12 protein-coding genes are annotated in these 25,604 nt (G+C 46.4%); 9 read left to right on the top strand and 3 right to left on the bottom strand.

Translation table 11 applies throughout. The features are described from left to right. Positions 1–2: 2 nt before the first annotated feature. From NF543_RS11250 to NF543_RS11290, 9 genes are all read left to right on the top strand, one after another. Entirely contained in the window at positions 3–1,421 is a 1,419-nt protein-coding gene (locus tag NF543_RS11250; protein ID WP_257668226.1) for an O-antigen ligase family protein, read from the top strand. After that, positions 1,418–2,257, top strand: a complete 840-nt coding sequence (locus NF543_RS11255) for a sialate O-acetylesterase (RefSeq protein ID WP_257668227.1) — start codon at positions 1,418–1,420, stop codon at positions 2,255–2,257. Before NF543_RS11250 ends, NF543_RS11255 begins: the two co-directional genes overlap by 4 nt. Before the next feature lie 134 nt (positions 2,258–2,391). After that, positions 2,392–3,006: an acyltransferase gene (locus tag NF543_RS11260; protein WP_257957473.1), complete on the top strand. Its 615-nt coding sequence runs from the start codon at positions 2,392–2,394 to the stop codon at positions 3,004–3,006. Continuing rightward, positions 2,991–4,211, top strand: coding sequence for a glycosyltransferase (locus tag NF543_RS11265; RefSeq protein WP_257668229.1), 1,221 nt, complete (start codon positions 2,991–2,993; stop codon positions 4,209–4,211). The genes NF543_RS11260 and NF543_RS11265 overlap by 16 nt, the downstream gene beginning before the upstream one ends. A gap of 48 nt (positions 4,212–4,259) precedes the next feature. Further along, a complete protein-coding gene (locus NF543_RS11270) occupies positions 4,260–5,381 on the top strand; it encodes a glycosyltransferase (RefSeq protein WP_257668230.1) in 1,122 nt (373 codons plus the stop codon). Positions 5,382–5,388: 7 nt separating this feature from the next. After that, a complete protein-coding gene (locus tag NF543_RS11275) occupies positions 5,389–6,525 on the top strand; it encodes a glycosyltransferase family 4 protein (protein WP_257668231.1) in 1,137 nt (378 codons plus the stop codon). Positions 6,526–6,610: 85 nt separating this feature from the next. Next, positions 6,611–8,932: a hypothetical protein gene (locus tag NF543_RS11280; protein ID WP_257668232.1), complete on the top strand. Its 2,322-nt coding sequence runs from the start codon at positions 6,611–6,613 to the stop codon at positions 8,930–8,932. A gap of 60 nt (positions 8,933–8,992) precedes the next feature. Then, complete coding sequence (locus NF543_RS11285) at positions 8,993–9,820, top strand: glycosyltransferase family 2 protein (protein WP_257668233.1); 828 nt, start codon at positions 8,993–8,995, stop codon at positions 9,818–9,820. Between the two features lie 25 nt (positions 9,821–9,845). Then, complete coding sequence (locus NF543_RS11290) at positions 9,846–11,204, top strand: lipopolysaccharide biosynthesis protein (protein WP_257668234.1); 1,359 nt, start codon at positions 9,846–9,848, stop codon at positions 11,202–11,204. 34 nt (positions 11,205–11,238) lie between these two features. Here NF543_RS11290 and NF543_RS11295 read toward each other — a convergent pair whose 3' ends face one another. The 3 genes from NF543_RS11295 to NF543_RS11305 all read right to left on the bottom strand — a co-directional run bounded on the left by NF543_RS11295 (position 11,239) and on the right by NF543_RS11305 (position 25,411). Further along, positions 11,239–12,834, bottom strand: coding sequence for a hypothetical protein (locus tag NF543_RS11295; protein ID WP_257668235.1), 1,596 nt, complete (start codon positions 12,832–12,834; stop codon positions 11,239–11,241). 295 nt (positions 12,835–13,129) lie between these two features. Beyond that, positions 13,130–18,769, bottom strand: coding sequence for a non-ribosomal peptide synthetase (locus NF543_RS11300; protein WP_257668236.1), 5,640 nt, complete (start codon positions 18,767–18,769; stop codon positions 13,130–13,132). Between the two features lie 3 nt (positions 18,770–18,772). Beyond that, entirely contained in the window at positions 18,773–25,411 is a 6,639-nt protein-coding gene (locus NF543_RS11305; protein WP_257668237.1) for a polyketide synthase, read from the bottom strand. Between the last annotated feature and the right edge of the window lie 193 nt (positions 25,412–25,604).

A 25,604-nucleotide genomic window follows, 5' to 3' on the forward strand; every position in this document is an offset into this window, starting at 1 on the left:
CGGTGGAAAGCATCAGGAACATAAAGAGAGATTCGGTTATTTGGCTTTCCCTTACCGGATTGTTAGGAATAGCCATTGCTTTTCTCGTCGCCTTCAATGGTGCGCTACCCATTCTCGTCATCCTATCCTGTATTTTTGTTATGTATGCCATTGTTGTGTACCATAAGCCCATTATAGGGCTTTACACGCTTACAGGATACTGCTTCATGTTTGGATTGTTTGGGCGTGAGTTCTCCAGTATTCCGTTCGGGATCGGCATCGAGTTTTTGGGCATTTTCACATTGAGCATCGTATTGGTTCAATATCAGCGATTTAATTGGAATAGGCTTAACTGTAGCCTTTTCTGGTTATACGTATGCTGGTTTATACTTAGTTTGCTTCAGTTATTCAATCCTTCAGGTCCGAGCTTTATGGGATGGTTGCAGGAGTTTAGGAGTGTGGCGTTGAATCCATTGATTATTATTGTATTGTCGTTGTTGTTGTTTGAATCCAAAAAGGAGTTGCGCACGTTTGTCATACTGGTATTATTCTTTGGTTTCTTGGCTGTACTTAATGGGATAAAACAGAAACACTTCGGTTTATTCCCCGGCGAACAACTTTTTGCCGAAACATCCCCCACGCACATGATTTGGGGGAGGTTACGCGTGTTTTCATTTTTCAGCGATGCCGGCCAATTCGGTGCTGCACAGGCCGTGTTGGCTGTGGCAGCGGTTGTATTGGCGCTTGGCCCCTTCAATTTCTTCAAGAAGCTGGTGTTCTTTATGCTTTGTGGATTGTTTTTGTATGGCATGTTGATTTCGGGAACTCGTGGAGCGCTGTTTGCACTTTTTATCGGTGGCTTTTTTGCGGTATTGCTGAGCAAAAACTACAAAATCTTGGTCAGCGGTATCTTGGCGGGTGCACTGTGTTTTGGAATGCTAAAGTATACAACCGTTGGCAATGGGAATTATGAAATCATGAGAATCAGGTCAGCGTTGGATCCCAACGAGGCTTCCCTAAATGTTCGTTTGGAAAACCAAAAGATACTCCGTGCTTACTTAGCAGATAAACCTTTTGGAGAAGGATTAGGGGTTATCGGTTTCTGGGGCCATGAATACAACGCCGACAAGTTTTTGTCCACAATAGAACCGGACAGCTATTGGGTCAAAATATGGGCGATGTATGGGATTACGGGATTTGTCTTTTGGTTTTGCATGATGATGTACCTGTTTGGGAAAGCAGGTGGAATGATCTTCAATATAAAAGAAACCGCACTCAAAGTAAAGCTTGTGTCCCTGTTGAGCATGGCCATGGGCCTGTTTGTATGTAGTTACGGCAATGAAGTGATGAATGCCATGCCCTCATCGCTCATATTTTTCACGGCATTATCTTGGGGGTTCTTGATCCCACATATAACTGATAAAGAAAGTGTGCAGCCATGAAGAACCTGTGGTTAATGCAAATTGCTTTACTAATAGTGACTTTTGTGCTTGGCTCACTTGCACACCGGTATAGAAGTCACTTGGTCGATGGCCAGTTCCTGAGGGATCATTTTCATTTCCGGCAATCGCTCCAAACCGCAGACAGCATTATGCACGCAGAGCGGCTGATGGTCTTTTTGGCTCTTGGCCAATCCAATGCGGCCAACTATGGCTTAGGTGATTACAAGCCCAGAAACGAGGTGTACAACTATTACAAAGGTAAACTCTATAAAGCGGAGGAACCTTTGCTTGGCTCGGATGGGAAAGGCTCAAGTGTATGGACCAGGGTAGCTGATATTGCCATAGACAGCGGATTGTACGATAGGGCCATTATTGTGCCCTGCGGTATTGGTCAGACATCGGTAAGCTGTTGGTCAGAAGGTAAATGTGGTGATAAACTCAACGGAGTACTTGATGATTTGGTAGCGGACGGGATAAACCTGACACATATTTTCTGGTGTCAGGGAGAAACAGACAATGTGGATAACACCACTACCGAAAGGTATGAAAGCGAGCTGGGTAAAGTTGTCAATATATTCAGGGATAGAGGTATTGACGCACCTTTCTTTATCGCCTTGACGAGTTACTTCCCTTTCAATAATGAAAACCCGAAAGGTATATCCCAATCCATCATCCAAGCGCAAATGGGTGTATTGGACAGTGCAAATAATATATTGCAGGGTCCAAATGTAGACGCATTGAATTTGGCTTACTACCGGTATGATGCGGTGCATTTTAGCGAAAAGGGATTGGATGCTTTGGCTATGAAATGGTTTCAGAAAATAAAGCGTTTTTAATAAATAGGAGTAGGTATGCCATTTGAGATTTTTTTAGTGCCCGGAGTGGTCTGTTTCCTTTGGGGGTTTATTGCAGCCGCTCGGAAAATGGCTAAGGCGGATAGCACCGACACTGGTTTTCAACGTTGATGGATATGGTATTCACGGAATATATCAAGCGCAATCCCGGGTTGAAAAGGTTGTTTTTATGGATGATGATTCCCGCCAACCAACAGCGTCCCAGGATATGGGTAAAATGGTTCATCAACCCTTTTGTGCACAAAAAAGGGAAAGGCGCGCTTATCCGGAGGCGAACCCGAACGGATGTTTTTCCCTACAATGCGTTCAGCTTGGGAACTCATTCCGTTATCGAGGATTTTGCAACCATCAATAATGGGGTGGGCGATGTGTCTATAGGCGCACGGACGATTGTTGGCATCGGCAATGTAATCATCGGACCTGTATCAATTGGCAACGATGTCATGTTGGCCCAGCATGTGGTGTTATCCGGCTTGAACCACGAATACGAACGCGTGGACGTGCCACCAAGCAAGCAAGCGGTTGAGCGACAAATGATCTCCATTGAGGATGAGGTATGGGTTGGCGCAAATAGTGTGGTGACGGCGGGGGTGACAATAGGTAAACATGCCATTATAGGTGCAGGTAGCATTGTTACCCGTGATGTTCCTGCGTTCTCCGTTGCCGTTGGTAATCCTGCAAAAGTAATCAAGAAATACAATGAAGGAACCAAGCTATGGGAACGTGTCTAATGAATGGAGATAAGGCTGAGCTGAGTGGATTTGATATCGTCATGGTGGGCCAACAGGCTTGGGATACCGATATCGGCAGCAATTGCAAAAACATTGCCTTGGAATTATCCAAGACAAACCGGGTTTTGTATGTAAATTCTCCACTTGACCGGAGTACACGTTATCGCAAAAGAAACGACCCTGGGGTGGGCGAAAGGCTGGCGGTGATCAACGGTAGAAAAACGGGACTTGTAAAAATCCAGGAGAATCTGTGGACCCTTTATCCCAATTGCATGGTTGAATCCATCAATTGGCTAAACCACGCGTGGTTATTTAATTTTTTCAACAGGCGCAACAATACGAAGTTTGCACGGGCCATTAAAGCATGTGTGGCTACACTGGGGTTTAACGATTTCATCTTATTTAACGACAATGAAATTTTCAAGGCCTTTTATTTAAGTGAAATGTTGTCTCCAAAATTGAGCGTTTATTATTCTCGAGATTATATGCTCGCAGTGGATTATTGGAAAAAGCATGGGGAGGTATTGGAGCCGTTGTTGATTGCCGATAGCGATTTATGCGTAGCAAATTCGGAATACTTATCAGATTACTGCGGCCGCTATAACCCCAATGCCTATTACGTAGGGCAGGGCTGCGACTTGGAGCTATTCAACCCCGACCGGATTACCTCCGTTGCAGGTATGCTGCCCGCTGGTCGTGCGCTTATCGGCTATGTGGGGGCATTGCATGAATTGCGGCTGGATTTAGGGGTGCTGGAATACATCGCGCGAAGCCGGCCTGAATGGGTACTGGTATTGGTTGGTCCAGAAAGTGAGCTGTTTGAGAAAAGTCGATTGCATGATTTGCCTAACGTCATTTTTACCGGGAAGAAGCCCCCTGAGCAGTTGAGTGCCTATATACAGGCTTTTGATGTATGCATAAACCCACAGTTGGTAAATGAAGTGACCATAGGAAACTATCCCAGAAAGATTGATGAATATTTGGCAATGGGAAAACCTGTTGTGGCCACCAAAACCAGGGCAATGGAAATTTTCAGCGCACATATGTATTTGTGCACAAGTAAGGAAGACTATGTAAGCCAGATTGAAATGGCGCTTACGGACAATTCAGGCCAGAAAGAAAACATGCGAAAGGCATTTGCGGCCACCCATACTTGGGAACACAGTGTCAATGCCATTAAAAAAGCGATAGCAAATCATATTTAGTATATGAAGGTTTTGACTGTTATAGGTTTAATTTTTCAGCTGTGCATCATGATACAGCTGTTAATGCCTCTTTTTCTCTCAGTTCTAAGATTATTCAGAAGGAAAAGTAAAGCGGGGCACGCCATTTCTTCATCAGCCGATTATGCGATTATTGTAACGGCCTATCAGCAAACCGAACAACTGTCGTCCGTAGTGGATTCCATTTTGGAATTGGATTACAAAAATTACCTTGTTTACATCGTTGCTGATGATTGCGATGTGGCGGGTCTCGCATTCAATAGCGAGAAGGTAATCGTATTAAGGCCTCCACAAGTGCTTGCAAGTAATGTCAAATCTCATTTTTATGCCATTGAACATTTCCGGAGATCACATGAACGGCTTACCATCATTGATAGCGATAACTTGGTAGACCGTGCATACCTAACGGAATTGAACGCGTTCTTTGACATGGGCTATCAAGCCGTGCAGGGTGTGCGAAAGGCAAAGAACTTGGATACGCAATATGCCTGTCTGGATGAGGCGGGGGATACATACTATCGATTTATAGATAGGAAATTATTGTTCGAAGCCGGTTCATCCGCGGCCTTATCGGGTTCAGGGATGGCCTTTACTACTGCCCTCTATCGGCAATGCCTAGCGCATAGCGAGCTCAAGGGGGCCGGGTTTGACAAAGTGCTTCAATATGAGGTCCTGTCAAGGAATCATAGCATCGCTTTTGCCGAACAGGCCATCGTATATGATGAGAAGACTTCGCGGACAGGGCAGCTGGTCAAACAGCGGTCGAGGTGGATTAATACATGGTTTAAATATGCCTATTTAGGGCTAAAAATGTTTATTTCTGCTATCTATAAGCCTAGTGTTAACCGATTGCTGTTTAGTTTCATGCTACTTAGACCGCCACTGTTCATTCTCACCGGAACAGCTATATTCTGCATGGCCATCAATATATTCATTATACCTTGGCTGGCAGTACTGTGGGTTGCATCGGGATGCGTTTTCTTTGGTATTTTTGCCTATGCACTGTACTATTTCAACGTAGACCGCGGGGTATACCTGTCGCTGCTGTCAGCGCCGAAATTTATTTTCTATCAGATGCTTGCGCTGGTCAGGGCGCGTAGGGCGAACCAGTTGTCTGTGGCCACAGAGCATTATCATGATAAAAAGGATTAACTTATCTATGAAGAGAAAAAGACCAAAAAGGATTGGAATCGAGGTTCAACGGCTTTTCCGGCCCAAGAAACACGGCATGGAAGTGGTAGCGTTGGAGCTAGTCCGCGAACTTCAAGTAATGGACCGATACAACGAATACACCCTTTTCGTGAAGAATGATGCCGATTGGTGCATAGAGGAATCAGCAAACGTAAAAATCCGGGCGCTTGATGCACGGCCCTATCCGATTTGGGAACAGATAAGTCTGCCCCTTTCAGCAAAAAGTGCGCAGCTGGATATACTGCACTCCACATGCAATACGTCCACACTGTTTCCTCCTGTTCCTTTGGTATTGACACTGCACGATATCATATACCTCGAAAAGTTGGATATGGCCGGTACATTATACCAGAATTTTGGCAATGTTTACCGACGGCTGGTTGTTCCGGCCATTGCTCGGAAAGCAGCAGCAATCATCACCGTTTCGGAATTTGAAAGATCGGTCATGGTAGATCGGCTTGATATCCCTGAAGAAAAAGTCAAAGTAATCCACAACGCAGTTCACAATCGGTTTAATAATCGTTATGCGCATGATCAGGTGGAGGCTTTCCGGAAGTCAAAGGGGTTACCTGCTCATTTTCTGTTGTTCTTGGGTAATACGGCGCCCAAGAAAAACACCAAAAATGTGATAGAAGCATATGTCAGATATGTGTATATGGTAGCGTCGCCGCTTCCTATTGTTGTCCTGGACTACAGCGAAAAACTTGTAGTGGATCAATTACTGACATTGGGTGCTGCAGACCTCTTCAGTAACTTTATTTTTCCCGGCTACATTCATCCCGACAATATGCCATTAATATATAATGCGTCAACATTGTTTGTCTATCCATCGTTGAGGGAGAGTTTCGGACTGCCTATTTTGGAAGCAATGGCCTGTGGTGTTCCTGTTATTACGTCCAACACTTCTGCAATGCCTGAGGTTGCAGGCGATGCAGCGGTACTAGTAAATCCTTCGGATACTTTGGCTTTGGCAGAGGCGATGCAACACATTTTGGATAACCCTGACGTCAAAAAAGAATTGGTTGCGAAGGGATTGAAAAGAGCTACAGAATTTACTTGGCGGAATGCAGCACTGAAGTTATTGAATTTATACGAAACGATATAGATTAATTTGGTTTTTATGATCGATAGCATTCTTGCTGGATAATTTTGTATCCGACTGGCTTAACTAACATAAAATTAATCACATTATGAACACAAAGACTTTCAATGTTTCCGTAGCATTTGACACAGCACCTTCGATGTCAACAGCGAGTATAGCTGACTTGAAATATAATAAACAAGGCGTATTTCAAATGGATTGGGATGGCAATGTGCTCACTGCAATAGATGGGCGCACTCTATTTGATACGTTAATCTTTGATGATGGTACTGGTGCGCAGGTTAATTGGAGGGGAACCTTAGCGGTCATGGGGAAGGGTAATTGGACGGATAACGAGATCGGCGACGCACCAGGAACCTATGTGACATATGCACAAATGAGCGATTTCGTAAATTCGGGGTGGGATATTGCGAACCATGCGATGTACGGAACCGATACGGGTCCCTATAACAATGGTGGAGACTTGGAATGGGATTTATCGTCCTTAGTTGATTTGATAGCACTGAGAACCGACTATATTGTAAATACGATTATAAACCCCGCAAGCGCAACCGGCTATAGTATAGCTGGAAATGCCACGGGCCATATTGCAAATACGGGCACTAACAAGGAACCGGCTGACACATTCCCATGTCTTCCAGAGGAAGGTTGGATGCCTTTAACGGATATCTCCACTTGGCCTCCTGGATTCAAATATTTAATACGTGATTTTAGTGATTTATGGGATGCAAGTACGCTTGTTGCTTTTAAAGCAAAAATCGACGCTCTTTTGTCTGATTCTACAACATCCGTTCATAAATTATTTCGAGCTGGTACGCATGATTCATCACCTTCCGGGTGGGGAGATTTTATCGAGTACATTGTTTCCTCGGATACAACAGGCAAACTATGGATATGCTCCCTACGCGAGTTAATTGAATATTTGGCATTAAAGGATAACGCTGTTATACAAACCAACCTAATTGGCAATATGCTTAATATTCAACTAACGATTCCAGATATCACAAATTTTAGGTGGGATGATTTGACGTTGATTGTTAGTGGAGGCACTATTACAGAAGTCACTTGTGATGGATATGACAGGGTTACTTTTAATTCAAGTGGGCTAATAAATTTATTCAACGACAGGTTTGTGACAACACCTGCAAATGGTAGAGTGTTTGATGTTGGAATAGGTAGCGGCCATCTTGTAATCGACGGAGATTTAATAGGAGGAGGGGTGTTGGCCGATGATACCATACGAATATTGCCAGGAACGTATGACACAATAACTATACAGAATATCGAGCTGAATCTGGGGCGTGTGACGGTTTTTGGAATGCCCGCGACCAACGTAGCGGAAGGTACTATCTATGTGGGAAACGTAAATGGCCTTAATCTATCTGATATCAATATATACGGTGGCTATAGAGGCTTGGTGTTCACAGGCGAAACGCTTAAAAACGTAACTGTATCTGCTATTAACTTCAGTGACATACAAAACTATTGTGTGTATTGGGATGGTCGGGGAATTTCCTATGATGGTACAGATGGTACCTCAGCAATGAATGTTAAATTTGACGACTGCTTATTTGATAACACTTGGGGCATTACGTTCGATGGCAATGTGAATTTCGATGCCAATGTATATACCGGACACGCTAAAAATATCGAAATATCAAATTGTGTCTTTAAAAATCATGATGATTATTCTAATCAAGTAAAATTATATAATGCAGAGGACATTAACATCCACAATAACGTATTCGAAAACCTATATCCCACTAACGCCACACATTGCCGCATAATACATATACAAGGAAACGGCAGAATATATAACAATATAGGTAAGAATATTTACGGTAATCTAGCTGTATTTTGGGGGTTCTCTCATGGAACAACACCCATGAGCGCGATGATATATAACAATATTGTTTACAATAGCAGGTGGTATTCTCTAAGTGAGGTGCAGACACAGCTTAGTTTGATAGATTCAGCAAATAATAGATCCACATATGTTAATCCGATTATTGCATTTAATACAGCAGTTAATATGGGATTAGATGGCCCTGGCTTCCCAGCTGTTGTAGTCGACGTGTATATGTTGCAAGGAGGCATCCCTGAAATTTATAATAATGTCGGTGTAAATGCCTCGCCTGCGGGCAATGAGTGGGTTGGTTATAATTACGTGACGAATTTGGCTGGTTTCGTAGGTACTCCAATCCAATCAAATAATTTACCGGCGAATAACACTACGGGTATTAACCCATACCCAACTATAACCGACGCCGGTATAGCTGATACAATTTATTTTAAACCGCTTGTCACAAGCCCTTTGTTTGAATCCGGTATTGCAGTCGCTGGGATAGCGAGTGATTTCTATGGAAACGAAAGACCCATGTCACCATCAGTCGGAGCATGTGAGCCGTGATATTCCAAGAGGAAAATCAAATTTGGGCTAATTTTCATTAATAAACTGTTAAGGAATAATATGTTTTTAAGACCATTGATAACACCCGGCTATGTTAGAACGCATTTGGCGCAATCTAATCAGCAATACCTGGATCAGAAAGATTTGATCAAAGCCGGTATTTCCAAATTGTATTCCTCTTCACCTGATATTAGCGTTGTTATTCCGGCATATAATGAAGAACAAGGCATATTGAGAACCATATCCACCTTATCTCAATCCATTACCAATCAAAAAGTGGAATTTATCGTTGTGGATAATAATTCCAATGATAGGACACAGGAATTTGTAGAAGACACTGGCGTAACGTTATTGGTAGAGAAAAACCAAGGCGTGAAGCATGCCAGAAATACCGGCCTATTCTATGCAAGGGGTAAAGTGGTATTGAATGCAGATGCTGACACCCTGTATTCGCCGTATTGGATTGACCAGATGAGTGCACCGCTTTCAGACCCCAATGTGGCTTGTACGTATGGGTGCTTTGCTTTTTATTCCGAAGAAAACAAAGCTCGTTTCTTCCATTTTCTCTACGAGTCTTTTGGTGATATATATAAACAGATTATCAATAGAAACAAGGAGGAAGCCATGTATGTATATGGCATAAGTTCAGGGTATAGGAGGCAAGATGGGCTTATGGTTGATGGTTATGAGCATCCAGTAGGGGCCAATGAAGACGGTTACCTTGCCCTGAAATTGAGCAAGGCGTTTGGGAAATTAAAGCGAGTAGAAGGCAATAAATCACTGGTTTGGACATCAGACAGGAAGCTTCAGTTGGACGGAGGTGTTTTTCGCGCCTTTACCAAAAGAGCAAAACGCTTCTTGGATTTTTCCGGCAGATCAGACAACTAAATTTAGGGAAGGGCGCTAATTATAGATGATAAGCTTAATCGGGAAAGTCGCTGGACTCTTTAGGAATAAATACATGCTGTCATTGCTCAGCAATGGCTCCAATGCGTTGATTGGTCTCTTGACCATGATGCTGTTGTTGAGGAGTTTGTCACTCCATGATATGGGAGAATATGGTTTTTTTCTAACGGTACTGTTGTTTTTTGATACATTCCGATCTGGCTTCTTATCAACTGCATTCATTAATTTTTACGCTGGCGCCTCCGATGTAAAAAAGGATGAAACTGCCGGCTCGGCGTGGGTGATCGCCTGTTGCATCACCGTTTTATTCTTGTTATGTAATGGGGTCGCTTATTTTTTTATAGATCGGGTACAGGATTCAAGCATCCGCTTATTTCTGAAGTATTTTGGGATTATCTTTACCTTGTCATTACCCTTTTTTATGGCCAATTGTGTTTTGCAGGCAAAGCAGCTTTTTGGTAAATTATTAATCCTCAATCTGACGAACCAAGGTTCTTTATTGATCTTCATTATAACATTAACCCTAATTGATAACCTGGATGTCACTAAGGTAATCTATTGTTACATGGCGGCAAATTTACTATCCAGTATCGTGGCAATAGTTTGCGATTGGTCACTCCTGGGTAAACTAGGATCTAGCACCCTTGCTACGATCAGGGAGTTGTTCAATTTTGGAAAGTATAGTGTAGGCACGAGTATAACATCGACCTTGATGACGCTTTCTAGCACGTTGATTGTAAAATTCTTTTTAGGAGTGGCTCCTCTCGCCATCTATTACGCGGGATCCAAGTTGATTCAGATCGTGGAACTACCACTGAGGAGTGTCGCTTTCGCTGCAATGCCCGGCATGTCCGAAACATACAATAGGGGGGATCAATCCGGTGTAATAAAGATGATGCAAAAATATATCGGCGTATTTTCCCTATTATTGGTTCCACTATGTTTAGTAGTCATTGTTTTCGCGGATTATGCCATCCTTCTCCTTGCAGGAGAGAAATATGTTGATACAGAGGCCCCACAGATCCTTCGTATTTATATGCTTATCACGTTATTATATCCAGCGGAGCGGTTTTTGGCATTGACTATCGATGTGTTCCGTATGCCAAAAATAAATTTTATAAAAGTCGTCATTATGGTGGTTGTCGGTGTGCTTTGTAGCTTTGTTGCCGTTTACCTTTCCGGCAGTATCTATGCAATCACGCTTTCCTCGGCCATAAGTACCCTCATCGGCCTAGTTATCGGCCTTGGCGCATTAAACAAATATTTCCAATACATCCATTTTTGGAATATTTTTCGATTAGGGTATGCCGAAATAATGAGCAAAACCAAAGTTACTTGGCAGAAATGGTTTGCCCCTAATTCGTAGATCATGCCATTACTATCACTGAAGCAACCAGCATTTATAACACTTCCACAAATAGGGGTGTTTCGGTGACTTTCACTTCAATCGCTCCATTGTTTACCGATTTCTTTTCGGAGCTCATCGTGTCTGCACCTTTTCTGGGTGTATGGATGTTTACTTCCTTCACATTTGAATTTAGCTTAAGTGTGTAGTTTTCTTCTCGCCCAGTTTGATCAGGCACAGTGAGTACATACATCTTTTTTTCATCCATTACATAGACATCTACCAAGGGATCTTCATGAACGGTTTCTGAATATGAATACGCTCCCAATAGATTTCTGGCCTGTAACAGGAAATCCAAAGCAGGCCTTCTTTTGTTGTTTCCTGCCAGACCGGAAGAAGCGTATTGTGTTTCAATATTAATGTCCACATCGTTGAGCATATAAAAGAAAACCCGATCGATCCCCTTGCGCCCATATAATAAGGCCGTTCTGAGGATCCAATCCGCTTGGGTGTCGAATATGGTCTTATTACCAATAGTTAATGCCCGTTGGATGCTCCGTTCGTTCACATCGAACCCACATTCCGTTACCCAAACTTCCATGCTTCCTACTTTTTCCTTACTTAGGTTTACGAAGGCCGTTGCTACATTGCCTACATCCGTTAGTTCAGGAGCCATGCCGTGGTTTACAGTGAGGTCTGGATTGCCCCACCACTCCCCCTGCCGTTTACTGGAATATTCATGGTAATTAATGACATCAAAACATAGGGAATAATCGCCATCCTTTACCCGGTTTTTCTTGCACCAGGCAATCATTTTATCTACCCATTCAGGATTAGGAAATGCAATGCCCGCCATGACGACTTTCATGTCTGGGTCGGCATTTTTAACACCTACTCCCTCACCCAGTGTTCCCATATGCCCGTCATAGAAAGCGGAGAGCTGGGCAGCATATTCTTCAGGGCTTTGTTGTGCATTAGGACCCCTCCAGTCTTTATCGGGTTCATTACTGCATTCAATATATTCCAATGTGCCTAAGCCGATTTTTATATCTTCCCGGTCGCCCCAGGTTACTGCCTTTACCAGATTGCGTGGAATGTCTGTATTTTTTCCATACCTAGCCGCTACCTGGAACCCAAGTTTGGCCATAGCAGTATAGGAAGCTGGATCGCTTTTGTTGGCTCCTTTTGGAATGGGGGTATAATCCCTCAGGCTGTTGTATGGATCGGCAGGATTATATTCCCCTGGATAATATTTGGACCTAAACCATGTTGGTACAATTTGCAAACATACCAATGTGGCAATGTCATGTTGTTTATTCCGCTCATAGATTTTGTCATAGCTAAATCGGTAATATCCTTCTTTTTCCTCTATCCGTTCCCAATCAAGGTATTGCCGAAAGCCAGTAAAGGGCTGAATAAGCTGAAATTTCTGTTCATCAATGACATTTACACTACTGGTATATTCCCAGTCAAAACCATTGATTCCGAGCATGTTTTCAAAAGGGATACCTGTTGAAGGGGTGTTTCCGTTTTGCGGATTTTCAATTTCCCCTTCTTCATCAGATAGGCTAGGAGGGATGATTTTTGAACAACTTGCCGAAAAATTCATTCCGATGACAGCCAGGTATATGAAAATCTCTTTGTATAGCATTTTTTATGGTTTTATTAACGATTAACGTAAGCAGTTTTGATCAACCTATTCCATTGCGCCTACAGAAGGAGGGCTACTCCACATATTCCCGTAAAAGTCTTCTTTGAGCAATGGAAAAATTCTATTGTTAAGTGTTTTAAAAGAGTAGACTTCCTTAAAAGAACGTAAACATCGATATTTTATTTCAACAATCCATACAAAGAAAGGAAATTTATGATAAAAAATGTCTTTATCCTTAACTGGGTTTCGATTAAGTTTAGGTTAAGTTATGGGGGATCAGCGACAGTAAATAGCTTTATGCTATATCATGGGTAGTATGGTCTCGCTGAATCTTTTCATCTAAACACCGTTGGAGCGCAATTGCCAATGCTTGGTCATGAGGTGGGAGTATGAACGTCTTGTGGTCGCCCGGCACATCGTGTACCTTAACACCCTTTTTCGCGAAGTTATTCCATCCAAGGTATTCGGGATCGTCCAAGAAGTATAACCGTTTGGTCACCCTAAACAAGTCAATTTGAATATCCAATGGCTCAATCCAGTAATTGTCATAAGCATTGAGGTAGCTCACCAAAATCTCTTTGTTGTAGGTGAAAGACTCCAGTTCGTTGTATGTCTTTTCGGTCACCATATCTTTAATTTTTTCCAACAGGATCAGCCGCTGATAGGCTAGTGTCTCGGCTGGGTAGGCCATAAACGTCTTGACAAAGAATGGAATTTTCCTAAACTGCCTGACGAGTTTCTGCGTAAACCACTTCAACCGGTTTTCATGGTGGATGTCATTGCTGGCCACGGTGTCGAAAATACCGACCATCTCCACCTGTTTCCCCATGGCAAGTAGCTGGCGTGCCATTTCGTAGACGATTTTGCCCCCGAGGGAATAGCCCGCTAGGCAGTACGGTCCATCTGGGTTGCCGACCAAAATCTCTTGGATGTATTTGTCGGCTATCTGTTGCATATTGTCAAACAGCGTGGCCTCGCCGTTTAGGCCCAAAGCCTGCATGGCATATACCGGTTGGTCCTCGTCGAGGTACTTTGCCATCGACTGGAAAACCAGCACATTGAGGCCCCCACCGTGTACCAAGTAAATAGGGGGCTTAGTGCCTTCAGTCCGTATGGGCACTAGGGAATCCCACTTGACCTGCTCATCATCGCCGCTTATGAGTTTGGAGAGCTTGGCAATGGTGGGGTTTTCGAATAGGCTGGAAAGTGGCAGCCGGATACCGCGTTGTTTTTCGATGGCAAGCATCACTTTCACAGCTATTAACGAATAACCACCAAGCTCGAAGAAATCGCTATGTACACCCACCACCTCAAGCCCCAAAGCTTCTTCCCATATGTCGGCAAGGAACAGTTCGGTGGCATTACGAGGGGCAACAAAATCAGCAATTTGTTGGCTTTGGTCCACGGAAAGCAGCGATGGGGAAGGAAGCGCTTTCCGGTCAATTTTTCCACTAGGGGTCGTGGGGAAATGGTTGATAGCAACGATGGTATGGGGAACCATATAGTCGGGCAATGTCCGCGCAAGCGCGAGTTTCCATGTTTTAAGTTGCGTCTCCGCTATGGCCTCCGGCAAGATGGCGGGCGATGATCCGGGAGAAACGGATGTTGGATGGTTTTTCAATAAGACATAGGCTACCAATCGCTTCACGCCTGCGGTATCTTCGATCAACTGCACTACCGATTCGCCGATGCCTTCCAGTTTGGTCAGCTCCGATTCGATTTCACCCAATTCGACCCGATACCCTCTAATTTTCACTTGCGAATCGCCTCTTCCAAGGAAGACAAGGTTTCCCCCGCCATCGTATTGGGCAAGGTCCCCGGTACGGTAAATGCGCGTAGCCTTGCCATTGGTGGTGATCTCCATAAAACGTTCTGCGGTCAAGTGGGGTGCCCCGAGGTATCCATCCGCTAAGGCAACGCCCTCTACGCATAATTCGCCTATTTCCCCGGCACCTACGGGTTGCTGGTTTGTATCCAATAGGTGGATGCGGGTGTTGTATATGGGTGTTCCAATTGTGGGTATGGCTGGCCAATTGGCAGGATTTCCATCCAATTTCAATGCCGTCACCACATGGGTTTCGGTTGGTCCATAGTGGTTGCTCAGTGAGGCGTTTGGCAGGTGCGAAAAAAACCTAGCCACCTTGTCGGTAATTTTTAGTTGCTCACCAGCGGTAATCACTTCCCGCAGGCCGACTGGGAAGATATCGCTCGTACAGCCGTATTCTGCCAGTGCATGCAGCGCCACGAAGGGTAGGAATATCCGGTTGACGCTTTCCTTGTCGATATGCCTGAGCAGTTCCGGTATGTCGTAACGCATTTCCTCGGGGATGAGGCATAACGTGCCTCCTGTGGTGAGGGTCGAAAAGATTTCCTGAAAAGAGACATCGAACGTAATGGGTGCAAATTGTAGGGTCTTTGTATGCATATCTGCATTGGAATGTTCCCGATGCCATAGTAGTAGGTTGGTCAATGCGCGTTGGCCCATGGCTACACCTTTGGGTTTGCCCGTAGAGCCTGATGTGTGCAGCACGTAAGCCATCGCATCATCGGGGATTGCAATGTCCGAAAGTTGATCCAAAGCGGTTTGTGCTGCTCGGGCAAAGTCTTCCAACGACACGATCGGTTGGTCACAATCATGTTGATGGATCAATGCTTGGTGTACGACGATGCATTTCAAATCGGCTTGGGCCGTGATGGCCGCAATACGCTGCTTAGGGAATGTGATATCTAGGGGTACATAGGTAGCACCTATCCGGAGGATGGCGGTCACCATGGCCACCAGGTCAAACCCTCGGTACAGCGAGATGCCAACACGATCACCCGTATTTACCCCCATTGCCAACAGTTGGTTGGCATATCGGCCAGACATGGACAATAGCTCTCCATAGGTCATCGATTCGCCCTCATGTTCCAATGCGACGCGTTCACTGTATTGTTGCAGCGCAGTATTTATCCAGGTCGTTAACGAGGTCTCGAGTGCGCGTTCTCGGTAAAGCTGGTCTGCCCACCATGCCGATGTATGTTGTGTTTCCTTGGTTTTTGGTGGTAGGGGAAACGTGGCAGGGAAATACTTAAGCAACGCCCTGCGGTCTATTACGTCTGATTTGTTTTTAGGTAATTTATCGAGTTCGATCCATTTTTCGGGGATGGACAGTGTGGCATCATCTTCGCGCAAGGCCGATTTCCAGCCGTTAACGATTTCTTGTGGCAGAAACGGCGTGCTTCCATGTGGAAGATTGGTGAATGTATCCAATGCCACTCCTGCTAGTACGATGCCAGTAGGGGGGGCTGGAACGGCTTTTCCGAGGGACTGCGGAATGAATACGGCTTCTATAAGTCCGTCCGTACCGTCCGTCGACCAGCGTACATGGGTGTTGAACCCGTGTTTTTCGCCAACACGCCAAAGTGTATTGGGGAGAATTCCTTCACCTTCGGCAGTTGCTTGAAATTGGCCGATGGTATCGTCATCTGCCGCTGCCACCATGAAATGGTGCAATGCCACATCCCGGCGCAAACGCGGGTTGGGGATATGGGTAAGGCAGATGATCTCATTGTGGTTATGTGTCAATAAATGGTCTAGCGCTTCAGCAGACTGCCAAGAGTTGGTAAGAGTAGGGGAAACCACGCTTATTTCATCCGTGGTATGCAACCACACGTCATAGTGGTATTTGGTGGTTTCGTTATCCAGCATTCCCTTGCGCAACTGCACGTCCACCGCCGTTATTTCAGGTATAAATGTGGGCAATAGGTAAAAATATCCAGGGTCTATGGTCAACTCATGTTCAAGCTTCACCCGGTTTTGGACGATTTTCTTGAATTGGCCTACCATGGTCTTCGGATTGGAGCGCTGCAACTGGTCACCTGCGTGGAACAGGGGTAGCGAGTTTTTACCCTGCACATCCCCAATAAATACGCAGCCCTTTTCCATATGACTTACCGCCTGAATAATCAGGTTGTATAGATACTGGTAATTGGGGAAATATTGACTTACACTATGTACAAGTATAAGATCAGTAGGTTGTTCCGGAAGATGGCTGAAGTCATCCGCATCGCGCACGAAAGCGGTGATATGGTTTAACGGCCTATCCGCGTCGCTGGAAAGCTTGTTTTTCAGGTCGGTGATGGCCGTTTCCGCATAGTCGGTTGCGATATACGATGTCACGTGTGGAGCAAGCTCAAAAATGAGCTGCCCGGCCCCACATCCTACTTCCAATATATGCCGAGGTGCCACCGCAAGAATCCGCTCAATGGATTGCTGCATCCATTCTTCGGCTTGTTGCTTTACTGTTTCATCTTGCGACCCTAATTGTTCGGCCACGACCAAGTCAAGGTTCTGTCCCTTGTTCTCGGCCGTTCCACCGGCGTTGGCGGCCATGTCATACAGCAAGTTCCATTTTTCTTTCCATGAAGACTGCCCGGCCTCCAACGTATCATGCCTCATCGTAAAGTATGTCACCATCTGTCCACTATCCCGGGCAACAACCGCTTCGTTAATGCCTGGAAGTTTGGTAAGTGCCAGTTCGACGGTGGTGTCCGCTATACCGCTTTCAGATTGGTTTACGGAATTGGTAGATCCGATGGTTGAAATGCTCGCTTCGGGATGATCGGCAAGTTCTGCCAGGAAGTTAATGAAACGCCGTATCCAGCGTTGAATGGTTTGTTCTTTAAACAGGTTGGTATTATATGACCATTCCAATACCATGGATCCCGCAGACCCGGTCACATTCAAATACAATTCAAAATTCTCGAACGACCGTGGATTGGAGGCCAATTCGTGTTTCAGTTCCGCAAAAGCAACGCGGCTATCCATTCCCATATCCACATTGAAGACGACCGAGACCAACGGTATATAGCCGGGTTTCCGTGGGGGATTGAGCTTTTTCAACAAGCTACCGAAAGTAATCCGTTGATAATCGAGGTCGCTAAGCAATTCGGACTTTCGCTGTTTTATGTAGTGTAATACGCTCTTCGCTTGATCAATCCTGGCGCGAATGGGTAGGAAATTGACGCAATGGCCAACCAGTTCAAAGCGTCCGGTTGCGGCCTGCCCAGAGGCAGGCAAACCCACTACCAGATCATCCTGATGGGTGATGTCGCGAAGAAACAGTTCGAACGAAGAAAGTAGTGTGGTCACCAAGTTGGCACCAGCAGCTAAACCCAGTTTTTTGATCTTGTCGACTAGTTGGTTGTCCAAAGGCCGGTCTATCCGGTTGCCATTGTAAGTCCGCATAACTGGCCTTGGCAGGTCAATAGGCAATTCGACCACCGGTACGACATCCTCAAATTTCCGAAGCCAATACGCTTCTGTTTCCTGGTATTCAGGAGTACGGAGGTAGTTTTTTGCATCCAACGCATATAAGCGCATGGACTCCGGTGCATCCAATTGAGGTGCGTTAGCGCCCACAAGCGACGAATAGATTTTGCCAAGGTCTTCAAGGAGGATGCCGAAGGACCACCCGTCGCAGATAATGTGGTGTGCTGTGATGCGGAGTACGTGCTTGATTTCATGGAGTTTTATCACATGGAACCGGATAAGTGGCCCTTTTTCCAGATCGAATGGAAGGGAAGAGTCCTCCTCCGCCAGTTGCGTCAGTTCTTGTTGGCGATCGGGAGAATCGGCGAGATCCACGTGTGTAATTGACGGATGCTTTTCGTTATAGACGAACATTTCCTCCCCATCGTGGCTGAAGGTAGCCCGCAAGGCTTCATGCCGCCCGATGACAATAAGGATTGATGCCACCAGGCTAGGAATATCCAATACGCCGTCGAAGCGGATAGTTATCGATTCGTTATATGCACAGTTTGCGTCATCCGCACCCAAGGCGCATGCCAACCAGATTTCCTGCTGCGATTCGCTTATAGGGATGACTTTCTCCAATTCTCCGTCCGCAAACGGATTGAAATCAACGGGTATGAGCTTGTAATCCAGTTCCATGAGTTAATTAAGCTGTTCGACTTGTAGGTATTTGCCCGGATGTTGTTCATCCTCGATGAACCATGCGGGGTTCCCCGCCATATCCTTACCAAGCCTTGCGTTGGCTATGGGCGGTAGGTTATCCAAATCGAGCTCGCCCATGGTAGGGATAAATCCCACCTTCACCAATTCATGAACACTACCCTCGAAGGCATGGACGATCTGCTTGATATCTTCATCGGTATGTGCCGTGGTCAGGAAGCAAGGGAAACCATCAAGGATATGGATACCGCGGATACGCATTGCCGTAAACAGCAATTCACCATAGGCGTATTCCCCATGGTATTTTACTTTCCACAATGACCCAAATTGGGCGATGTATAACGGTATCTGGTACTTTTGGCAAACGCTATTCAGCTCATCGACGAGCGCTTTTGTTTGGTTAGTGAGGTTTTCTTGCAGTTGCGGGCCCTGAGCCTTGAGATATTCCAATGAGGCTTTGGTGGCAGCCAGTGCCAAGGGATGGCGCACAAAGGTGCCCGCGAAATAGGTAACACCTACTTCTGGCACGGAATCGTTGCCGTATTCCCAGTATCCGCCATCCAGCGCATCCATGAATGCCCGTTTCCCAGCGATTACGCCGACCGACATTCCTGAGCCCACCACTTTTCCGTAGGTAGCCAAATCGGCCTCGATTCCCCAAAGGTGCTGCATGCCATGTAGGTGCATGCGGAATCCTGTGATGACTTCATCGAAGATAAGCGCTGTGCCTGATTCCGTAGTGATTTTACGCAATTCCTTTACAAATTCGACCGGTTGAAATTCCGGTCTGCGACTTTGGACGGGTTCCACCAATACAGCCGCCAGCTCATGCGCGCGCTCACGGATAATTTGGAGCGATTCCGGTGTGCCGTAATCGAGGATGAGCATGTTTTGCACGGCTTCGGGCATGATCCCGGACGCAGCAGGGAAAGTTTTCAGTTTCTTCGTGCCCCGCACGATCACTTCATCCACAATACCATGGTACGAATTTGAAAAAGCGACAATCGTAGACCTTCCGGTTATGGTGCGGGCTATTCGCATAGCACCCAATACCGCTTCTGACCCGGTGTTGCATAAGGCTGCGCGGTCCATATGCGTCAATTCACATATCAATTCACAGACTTCGCCGGCCTTCTCGTGTTGCGGCCCGATTTCATAGCCTTCGTCGATCTGTTGGTGCAGGGCGTTAGCGATAAAGTCGGGCTGGTAGCCGAGCATGTTAGAGCCGAAACCATTCAATGCATCGATGTACTCATTCCCATCAATGTCCCACAACCTGCATCCTTTTGAACGGTTTACCACGATGGAATACACCATCTCCTTAGTGGCGGGCTTGAAGCCCGATACTACCCTCGGGTCGGCCATGCGCGTGCGATGCGCCTGTGCATAGGCTTTACTTTTTGCGGTTTTGGCTACATACCGAGCGATGAGATCGGCCAGGTACCGCTCTTGTTCTTCGTTTAGTGCGGAGGATTGCCTTTCAATGCGTGCTGTCGCCCCGAAAGGCTTCTTGAGCGCTGCCATTTCTTCTGCGGCCAACGTGGTATCGGTAGGTGTGGTGCGGGTTTCGCTCACTACAGATTGGATAACTGGTACCGGTTTCCCGTTTTGATGTGCAGCCATCGGCTGTTGGAAGCTCATCGATGCCGACCCTTGCAGTAAAGCAATCTGTTGAGATATTAAACTGATTTGTTGTGATATAAGGCTTATGGGATCCAGTTGTTGTGTAGCTGTATCGGCCACCTTTTGCGGAATACGGTTCATAGCGTTTGAGTACGAAGGCATTACGGGAGCCGTATTGAATTCCTGAGGCAATGGCGTCGACGGGCTCACCGGTGGTTGGTAAGACTCGGTAGGTAGGTGCTTATCTAAGTACTCGCCAAGCAAGTTAAGGTTGTGGTATTCTTCGTTTAGCTTACGGAATGTGATAGGCAGGCCAAATTCTTTCTTTAAGCTTTGGGCAATTTGGGTCAACAGGAGTGAATCAAAACCGATTTCGATAAAGGTGGCGTGCAGCGGTGCATCTGCGATATCTATGCCAGAAGCTTCCTCCAATAGGGTCTTTACGTTGTTGATTAATAAATCTTTCCTCATGATTATATTACCTCTTAATTTACTATCTTCTTTGATGATTTTGTCGGTATCTTTTTCTGGTCCTATCCAATGATACTTTCTATCATGCGCATAGGTAGGCGCCGTATGGATGGTCTTAGGTTGCGCTGGGAGATGAATTTCATCCCAATGCGGTACGATGCCATGTGTCCATAATTGTCCGAGCGATTGGTACATGGCGTAGTATTCGCCGCTTTCGTGAGCATATAGGCCTCCTATGGATTTTTGGGCCAATGCGGCTCCATGCTGTTTAGCCAATGTGGAGGTCACCTGGCCGGGCCCGGCTTCAAGATAGATGGGGTGTAATTCCTGTTCGAGGAAGAGGAGCGCTTCAGAAAACCGCACGGTAGCCACTATGTGATGCGCCCAATACGCGGGATCGGTAGCCTGCTCATCTTTCAGCCAGCTTCCGCTCACCGTGGATACGATGGGCATTTTGGGAATATGTAGGGATATGCGGGCTACCTCCGACTTGAAATCTTCCAAAATAGGCTGCATCATGCTGGAGTGGAACGCGTGACTCGTATGCAGCGGTTTGCAGGCAATCCCATGGCTTTCCAATAGCGCTGCGAAATCGGCAATGGGCTGGTCTGGCCCAGTCACCACACAGAGGTTTGGGGCATTGATGGCCGCGATGGATAGCTCGGCAGGTAATATCGTGGCTACCCGATCGGCGGCGGCGCGTACGGACAGCATGCTCCCGTGATCAACCGAACTGGTAAGTCTGCCCCTCGTGGTAATCAGCCTCAATGCATCTTTCAATGAAAACACTCCGGCAAGGTGGGCAGCAACGAATTCTCCGATGCTATGGCCAATGTAGGCCGTAGGCTTGATGCCCCAGCTCATCCATAGTTTTGCGGTAGCATAGGAGGTGATGAATAGCGCTGGCTGTGTATAGTACGTGTTGCGCAAGATTTCGGCGGCTTGTGCTTGATCGGTTACAGGGTCATCGGTGAAAATAACTGCCCGTATATCTTCACCCATTTCCTGTAAAAGGATTTCGGCACATTGGTCGATGGCCTCGCGGTACACAGGCTCATGGCGGTACAGTGTGAGCCCCATATTGATGTATTGGGCTCCTTGCCCCGGAAACATGAAGACGAGTTGATCGGTGTTTTCCTCCAGGTCGCCATAGATCCATTGGCCTCCAATCAATTTGTTGCTCAATTCTTCATGGCCTTCGGCAACGATCGCATATCTTTTATTAAGGTCTTCGCGCGTAGTCTGTAATGTATAGGATAATGCGTCCAAGGGTACCGTGGGATTTTTGCTCAGGAAATCCACCAACCTGCCGGCATACGACCGTGCCGCCTCATCGGTTTTTGCTGACCAGTTAACCAGCACCGGACGTTTGGCAAGCGGCGGTGTAGATTCATCAGTCGGTTCGTAGACATGTGCTTCCAATAGCACATGTGCATTGGTGCCACCTACGCCAAAAGAACTTACACCGGCCCTAAGGCGCTGGTCAATGTTCCAATGGAAAGGCCTTTCGTTTACGACAAAGGGGCTATTCGAGAAATCGATGTTTGGATTCGAACAATCGAAATTAATGGATGGGGGGATGACTCGGTGGTAAAGTGAAAGGGCTACCTTGATTAGCCCGGCGACTCCGGCGGCATGGGTGAGGTGACCCATATTGCTTTTGATGGATCCGATCCGGCAAAACTGCTTTTCCGGTGTGTCACCAAAGGCTAATTTTAGCCCTTCGACCTCTATGGGATCTCCCAACGGGGTGGCCGTACCATGGGCTTCGATATATCCAATGGTCTCGGGCAGGAACCCTGAGTCGTCCATAGCCATTTGGATGGCCATAGCCTGGCCTGTCGCCGATGGTGCCGTGAAGCTGCCCTTGCCGCCGCCATCGTTACTCAACCCAACACCGCTAATGATCGCGTAGATTGTATCGCCGTCAACTTTGGCATTTTCCAGATCTTTCAATAGCACCACTCCCGCACCATCGCTGAACACCGTACCGGTTGCTTGTGCATCGAACGGGCGCGTGTGGCCATCGGTGCTGAACATCGCTCCTTCTTCGTAACGTTGCCCGCTATGGATAGGTACTGTAATGGAAACACCCCCGGCAATGGCCATGTCGCATTGGCCATTTCGGATGGCTTCAACGGCTTGGGAAATAGCTACCAATGAGGTGCTGCAAGCGGTATTGAGGCTTACCGCTGGACCCTTCAAGTCCAGTTGGTAAGCAGTGCGCGTGGCGATGTAATCTTTTTCGTTGGCAACCATCACCTGAAACGCACCAATCTTTGCTATTTCTTCAGGATGGTGTTGCAGGTTGTTGATGAAGTAGGTGTTGTTGCCTGTGCCTGCATATACGCCAATCGAATGTTGGGCCCTTGAAGTGAGGTACCCCGAGGCTTCCAGCACATCGCGGCTAATCTCAAGAAATATGCGCTGTTGCGGATCCATAAGTCTGGCCATTGTTGGGTTGATGCCAAACAACGCGGCGTCAAACCATTCGGCTTGATCAACTATGCCCCGTGCCTTGACATAATCAGGGTCATTGAGCAACTCATTGGGGATGCTGCCGTCCAGTTCCGCATCGGAGAAAAATTTAACCGTCTCTTTTCCAGAAAGCAATATGTCCCATAGCTCTTCCACCGACGCGGCGCCCGGAAATTTTCCTGCCATGCCGATGATGGCAATAGCCTTATTTTTGTTCCCTTTCCTCACATTATGCCTTTTCGCCATCGGAGTTACCGATTCCGTGCCGTCTACGATGACAGCGAGTGCAGCCGCTGTGGGGTATTGGTAAATTTTGGTGACCGTTATTTCGATGTGGTGTCGCTGTCTAAGTTGCGCGACAGTCTGTTGTGCGAGCAACGAGTTGCCACCCAGCTCAAAAAAATTGTCGTTTACGCCTACCTTATCAATCAGCAACAACTCACACCAAAGTGCTGTGATTTCCCTTTCCCTTTCGGTAGACGGCTTTTTGAACAACGTGCCGATATCCGGTCGGGCCACCTCTGGCGTGGGAAACGCATTGCGATCCACTTTGCCACTGGTGGTCTTTGGGAAGGATTCCAGCCACACGAAAGCAGCAGGCACCATATAATTGGGGAGCTTTTGCCCGAGATATTCCCTGATGGGAGATATGTCATGCAGATTGCCGTCTTGGGATATGAGGTAAGCAACGAGCCGCTTGATGCCTGGAGAGTCTTCACGAAGAACAACGACACTTTGTGCGATTTCAGGCAACTCAGCAAGGCAGATTTCGATTTCGCCAAGCTCTACCCGATTTCCCCTGATTTTTACTTGGTGGTCGGCCCGCCCATGGAATTCGATTTCACCGTTTGGCAGGAATCTGCCTAGGTCACCGGTACGGTACAAACGGTGTTTATGACCTCGGGAATCCTTCCAGGACAGGTATCTTTCGCGTGTCAACTCCTCGCGATTCAGATAGCCTTTCGACACGTTGACGCCACCGATATAGATTTCACCGACCTCGCCCTTTGCCACCTCATTCATTTGCGTGTCTAGTAAGAAAATATCCGCATTGTCGATGGGTGCGCCAATGGTGGGGATATCCGGCCAGTTTTCCGCGTTGCCTGTAAGCCTCAAATCCGTGACCCAGATGCTTGTTTCCGTGGGGCCATACACATTTACCAAGGTGCAGTCCGGCTTTTGCACAAAAAACTCACGGATCGCGGGCGTAATTTTCAATAATTCGCCCCCAGTGGTGATTTCCTTGAGCGATGGTGGATAGCATTTCAAGTTCCGAGCTGCTTCAGTCAGGTATTGCAACACGACATAAGGCACGAAAATCCGGTTGATGGACTGCTGCTCGATGTACTTGAGCAACTGTACGGCATCAAGGCGGATGTCTTCGCCGATGACGTGTAGGGTGCCTCCAGATGTGAGACTTACGAATACTTCCTGGAAGGAAGCATCAAAACTTAGATGCGAGAAAAGGAGGTTTTTCGAACCCCCACTGGCCTTGCTGTCGCGCAATTGGTGTTCAATGAGGTTGCGCATGCCCACATGGGTCATGCATACCCCCTTGGGAATGCCTGTAGAACCCGATGTATACAGCAGCGCAATCAGTTCGCTGTCAACAGCAGGAGAGGGGGCCCCCAATTCTGAAGGGTCACTGCCTTCGCCAATAGCCCATGATGCGGCCAACGGTGTCAATTCGAATTTGGAGAAAAACTCGTTTTCAGCATGCTCGCAAACAACGAACTGTACACCGGCATCTTGTACCATCTGCCGTATTCGTTCTTCGGGATAAGTGATGTCTAGTGGTAGGTAAGCCTTACCGGATTTGATAATTGCCAGCATCCCCACGATGGTACCGATGCTTTTGGTAGCACTTAGGCCAACGAAGGAGGCTAGACTATTTTGTGAAATAATTAAATGCGCTAACTTATCAGCTTTTATGTTTAATTGATGAAACGTCAAGGCATCCTCCCCGCAGTGGACGGCAATACGGTCTGGTGTTTGTGCTACCCATCCATGAAAATAGTCTAGTATCGATACATAACTCGATTTTTCCATACTTTTCTTGGTTCTATATTGAACGGATGGTAGGTCGACGGTCATTAAGTAATATTTAATTTAAACAAGTCGCAAAGAACGCTATTGATCAACCGTATTTAGCACGTAGAGCTACCTAACTCAAATTACGATTGGTACTATATAGCTGCAAACCACCCCTGTTTTAATACAAGCCAAAAGTAAGGTCGATAGA

It is taken from the genome of Parapedobacter tibetensis, from assembly GCF_024704835.1.
GTDB classification, from domain to species: domain Bacteria; phylum Bacteroidota; class Bacteroidia; order Sphingobacteriales; family Sphingobacteriaceae; genus Parapedobacter; species Parapedobacter tibetensis.

Coding starts and splice junctions, on each gene's coding strand:
- NF543_RS11255 (WP_257668227.1), top strand. CDS start 1,418: ATGAAGAACCTGTGGTTAATGCAAATTGCTTTACTAATAGTGACTTTT.
- NF543_RS11260 (WP_257957473.1), top strand. CDS start 2,392: ATGGTATTCACGGAATATATCAAGCGCAATCCCGGGTTGAAAAGGTTG.
- NF543_RS11265 (WP_257668229.1), top strand. CDS start 2,991: ATGGGAACGTGTCTAATGAATGGAGATAAGGCTGAGCTGAGTGGATTT.
- NF543_RS11270 (WP_257668230.1), top strand. CDS start 4,260: ATGATACAGCTGTTAATGCCTCTTTTTCTCTCAGTTCTAAGATTATTC.
- NF543_RS11275 (WP_257668231.1), top strand. CDS start 5,389: ATGAAGAGAAAAAGACCAAAAAGGATTGGAATCGAGGTTCAACGGCTT.
- NF543_RS11280 (WP_257668232.1), top strand. CDS start 6,611: ATGAACACAAAGACTTTCAATGTTTCCGTAGCATTTGACACAGCACCT.
- NF543_RS11285 (WP_257668233.1), top strand. CDS start 8,993: ATGTTTTTAAGACCATTGATAACACCCGGCTATGTTAGAACGCATTTG.
- NF543_RS11290 (WP_257668234.1), top strand. CDS start 9,846: ATGATAAGCTTAATCGGGAAAGTCGCTGGACTCTTTAGGAATAAATAC.
- NF543_RS11295 (WP_257668235.1), bottom strand. CDS start 12,834: ATGCTATACAAAGAGATTTTCATATACCTGGCTGTCATCGGAATGAAT.
- NF543_RS11300 (WP_257668236.1), bottom strand. CDS start 18,769: ATGGAACTGGATTACAAGCTCATACCCGTTGATTTCAATCCGTTTGCG.
- NF543_RS11305 (WP_257668237.1), bottom strand. CDS start 25,411: ATGGAAAAATCGAGTTATGTATCGATACTAGACTATTTTCATGGATGG.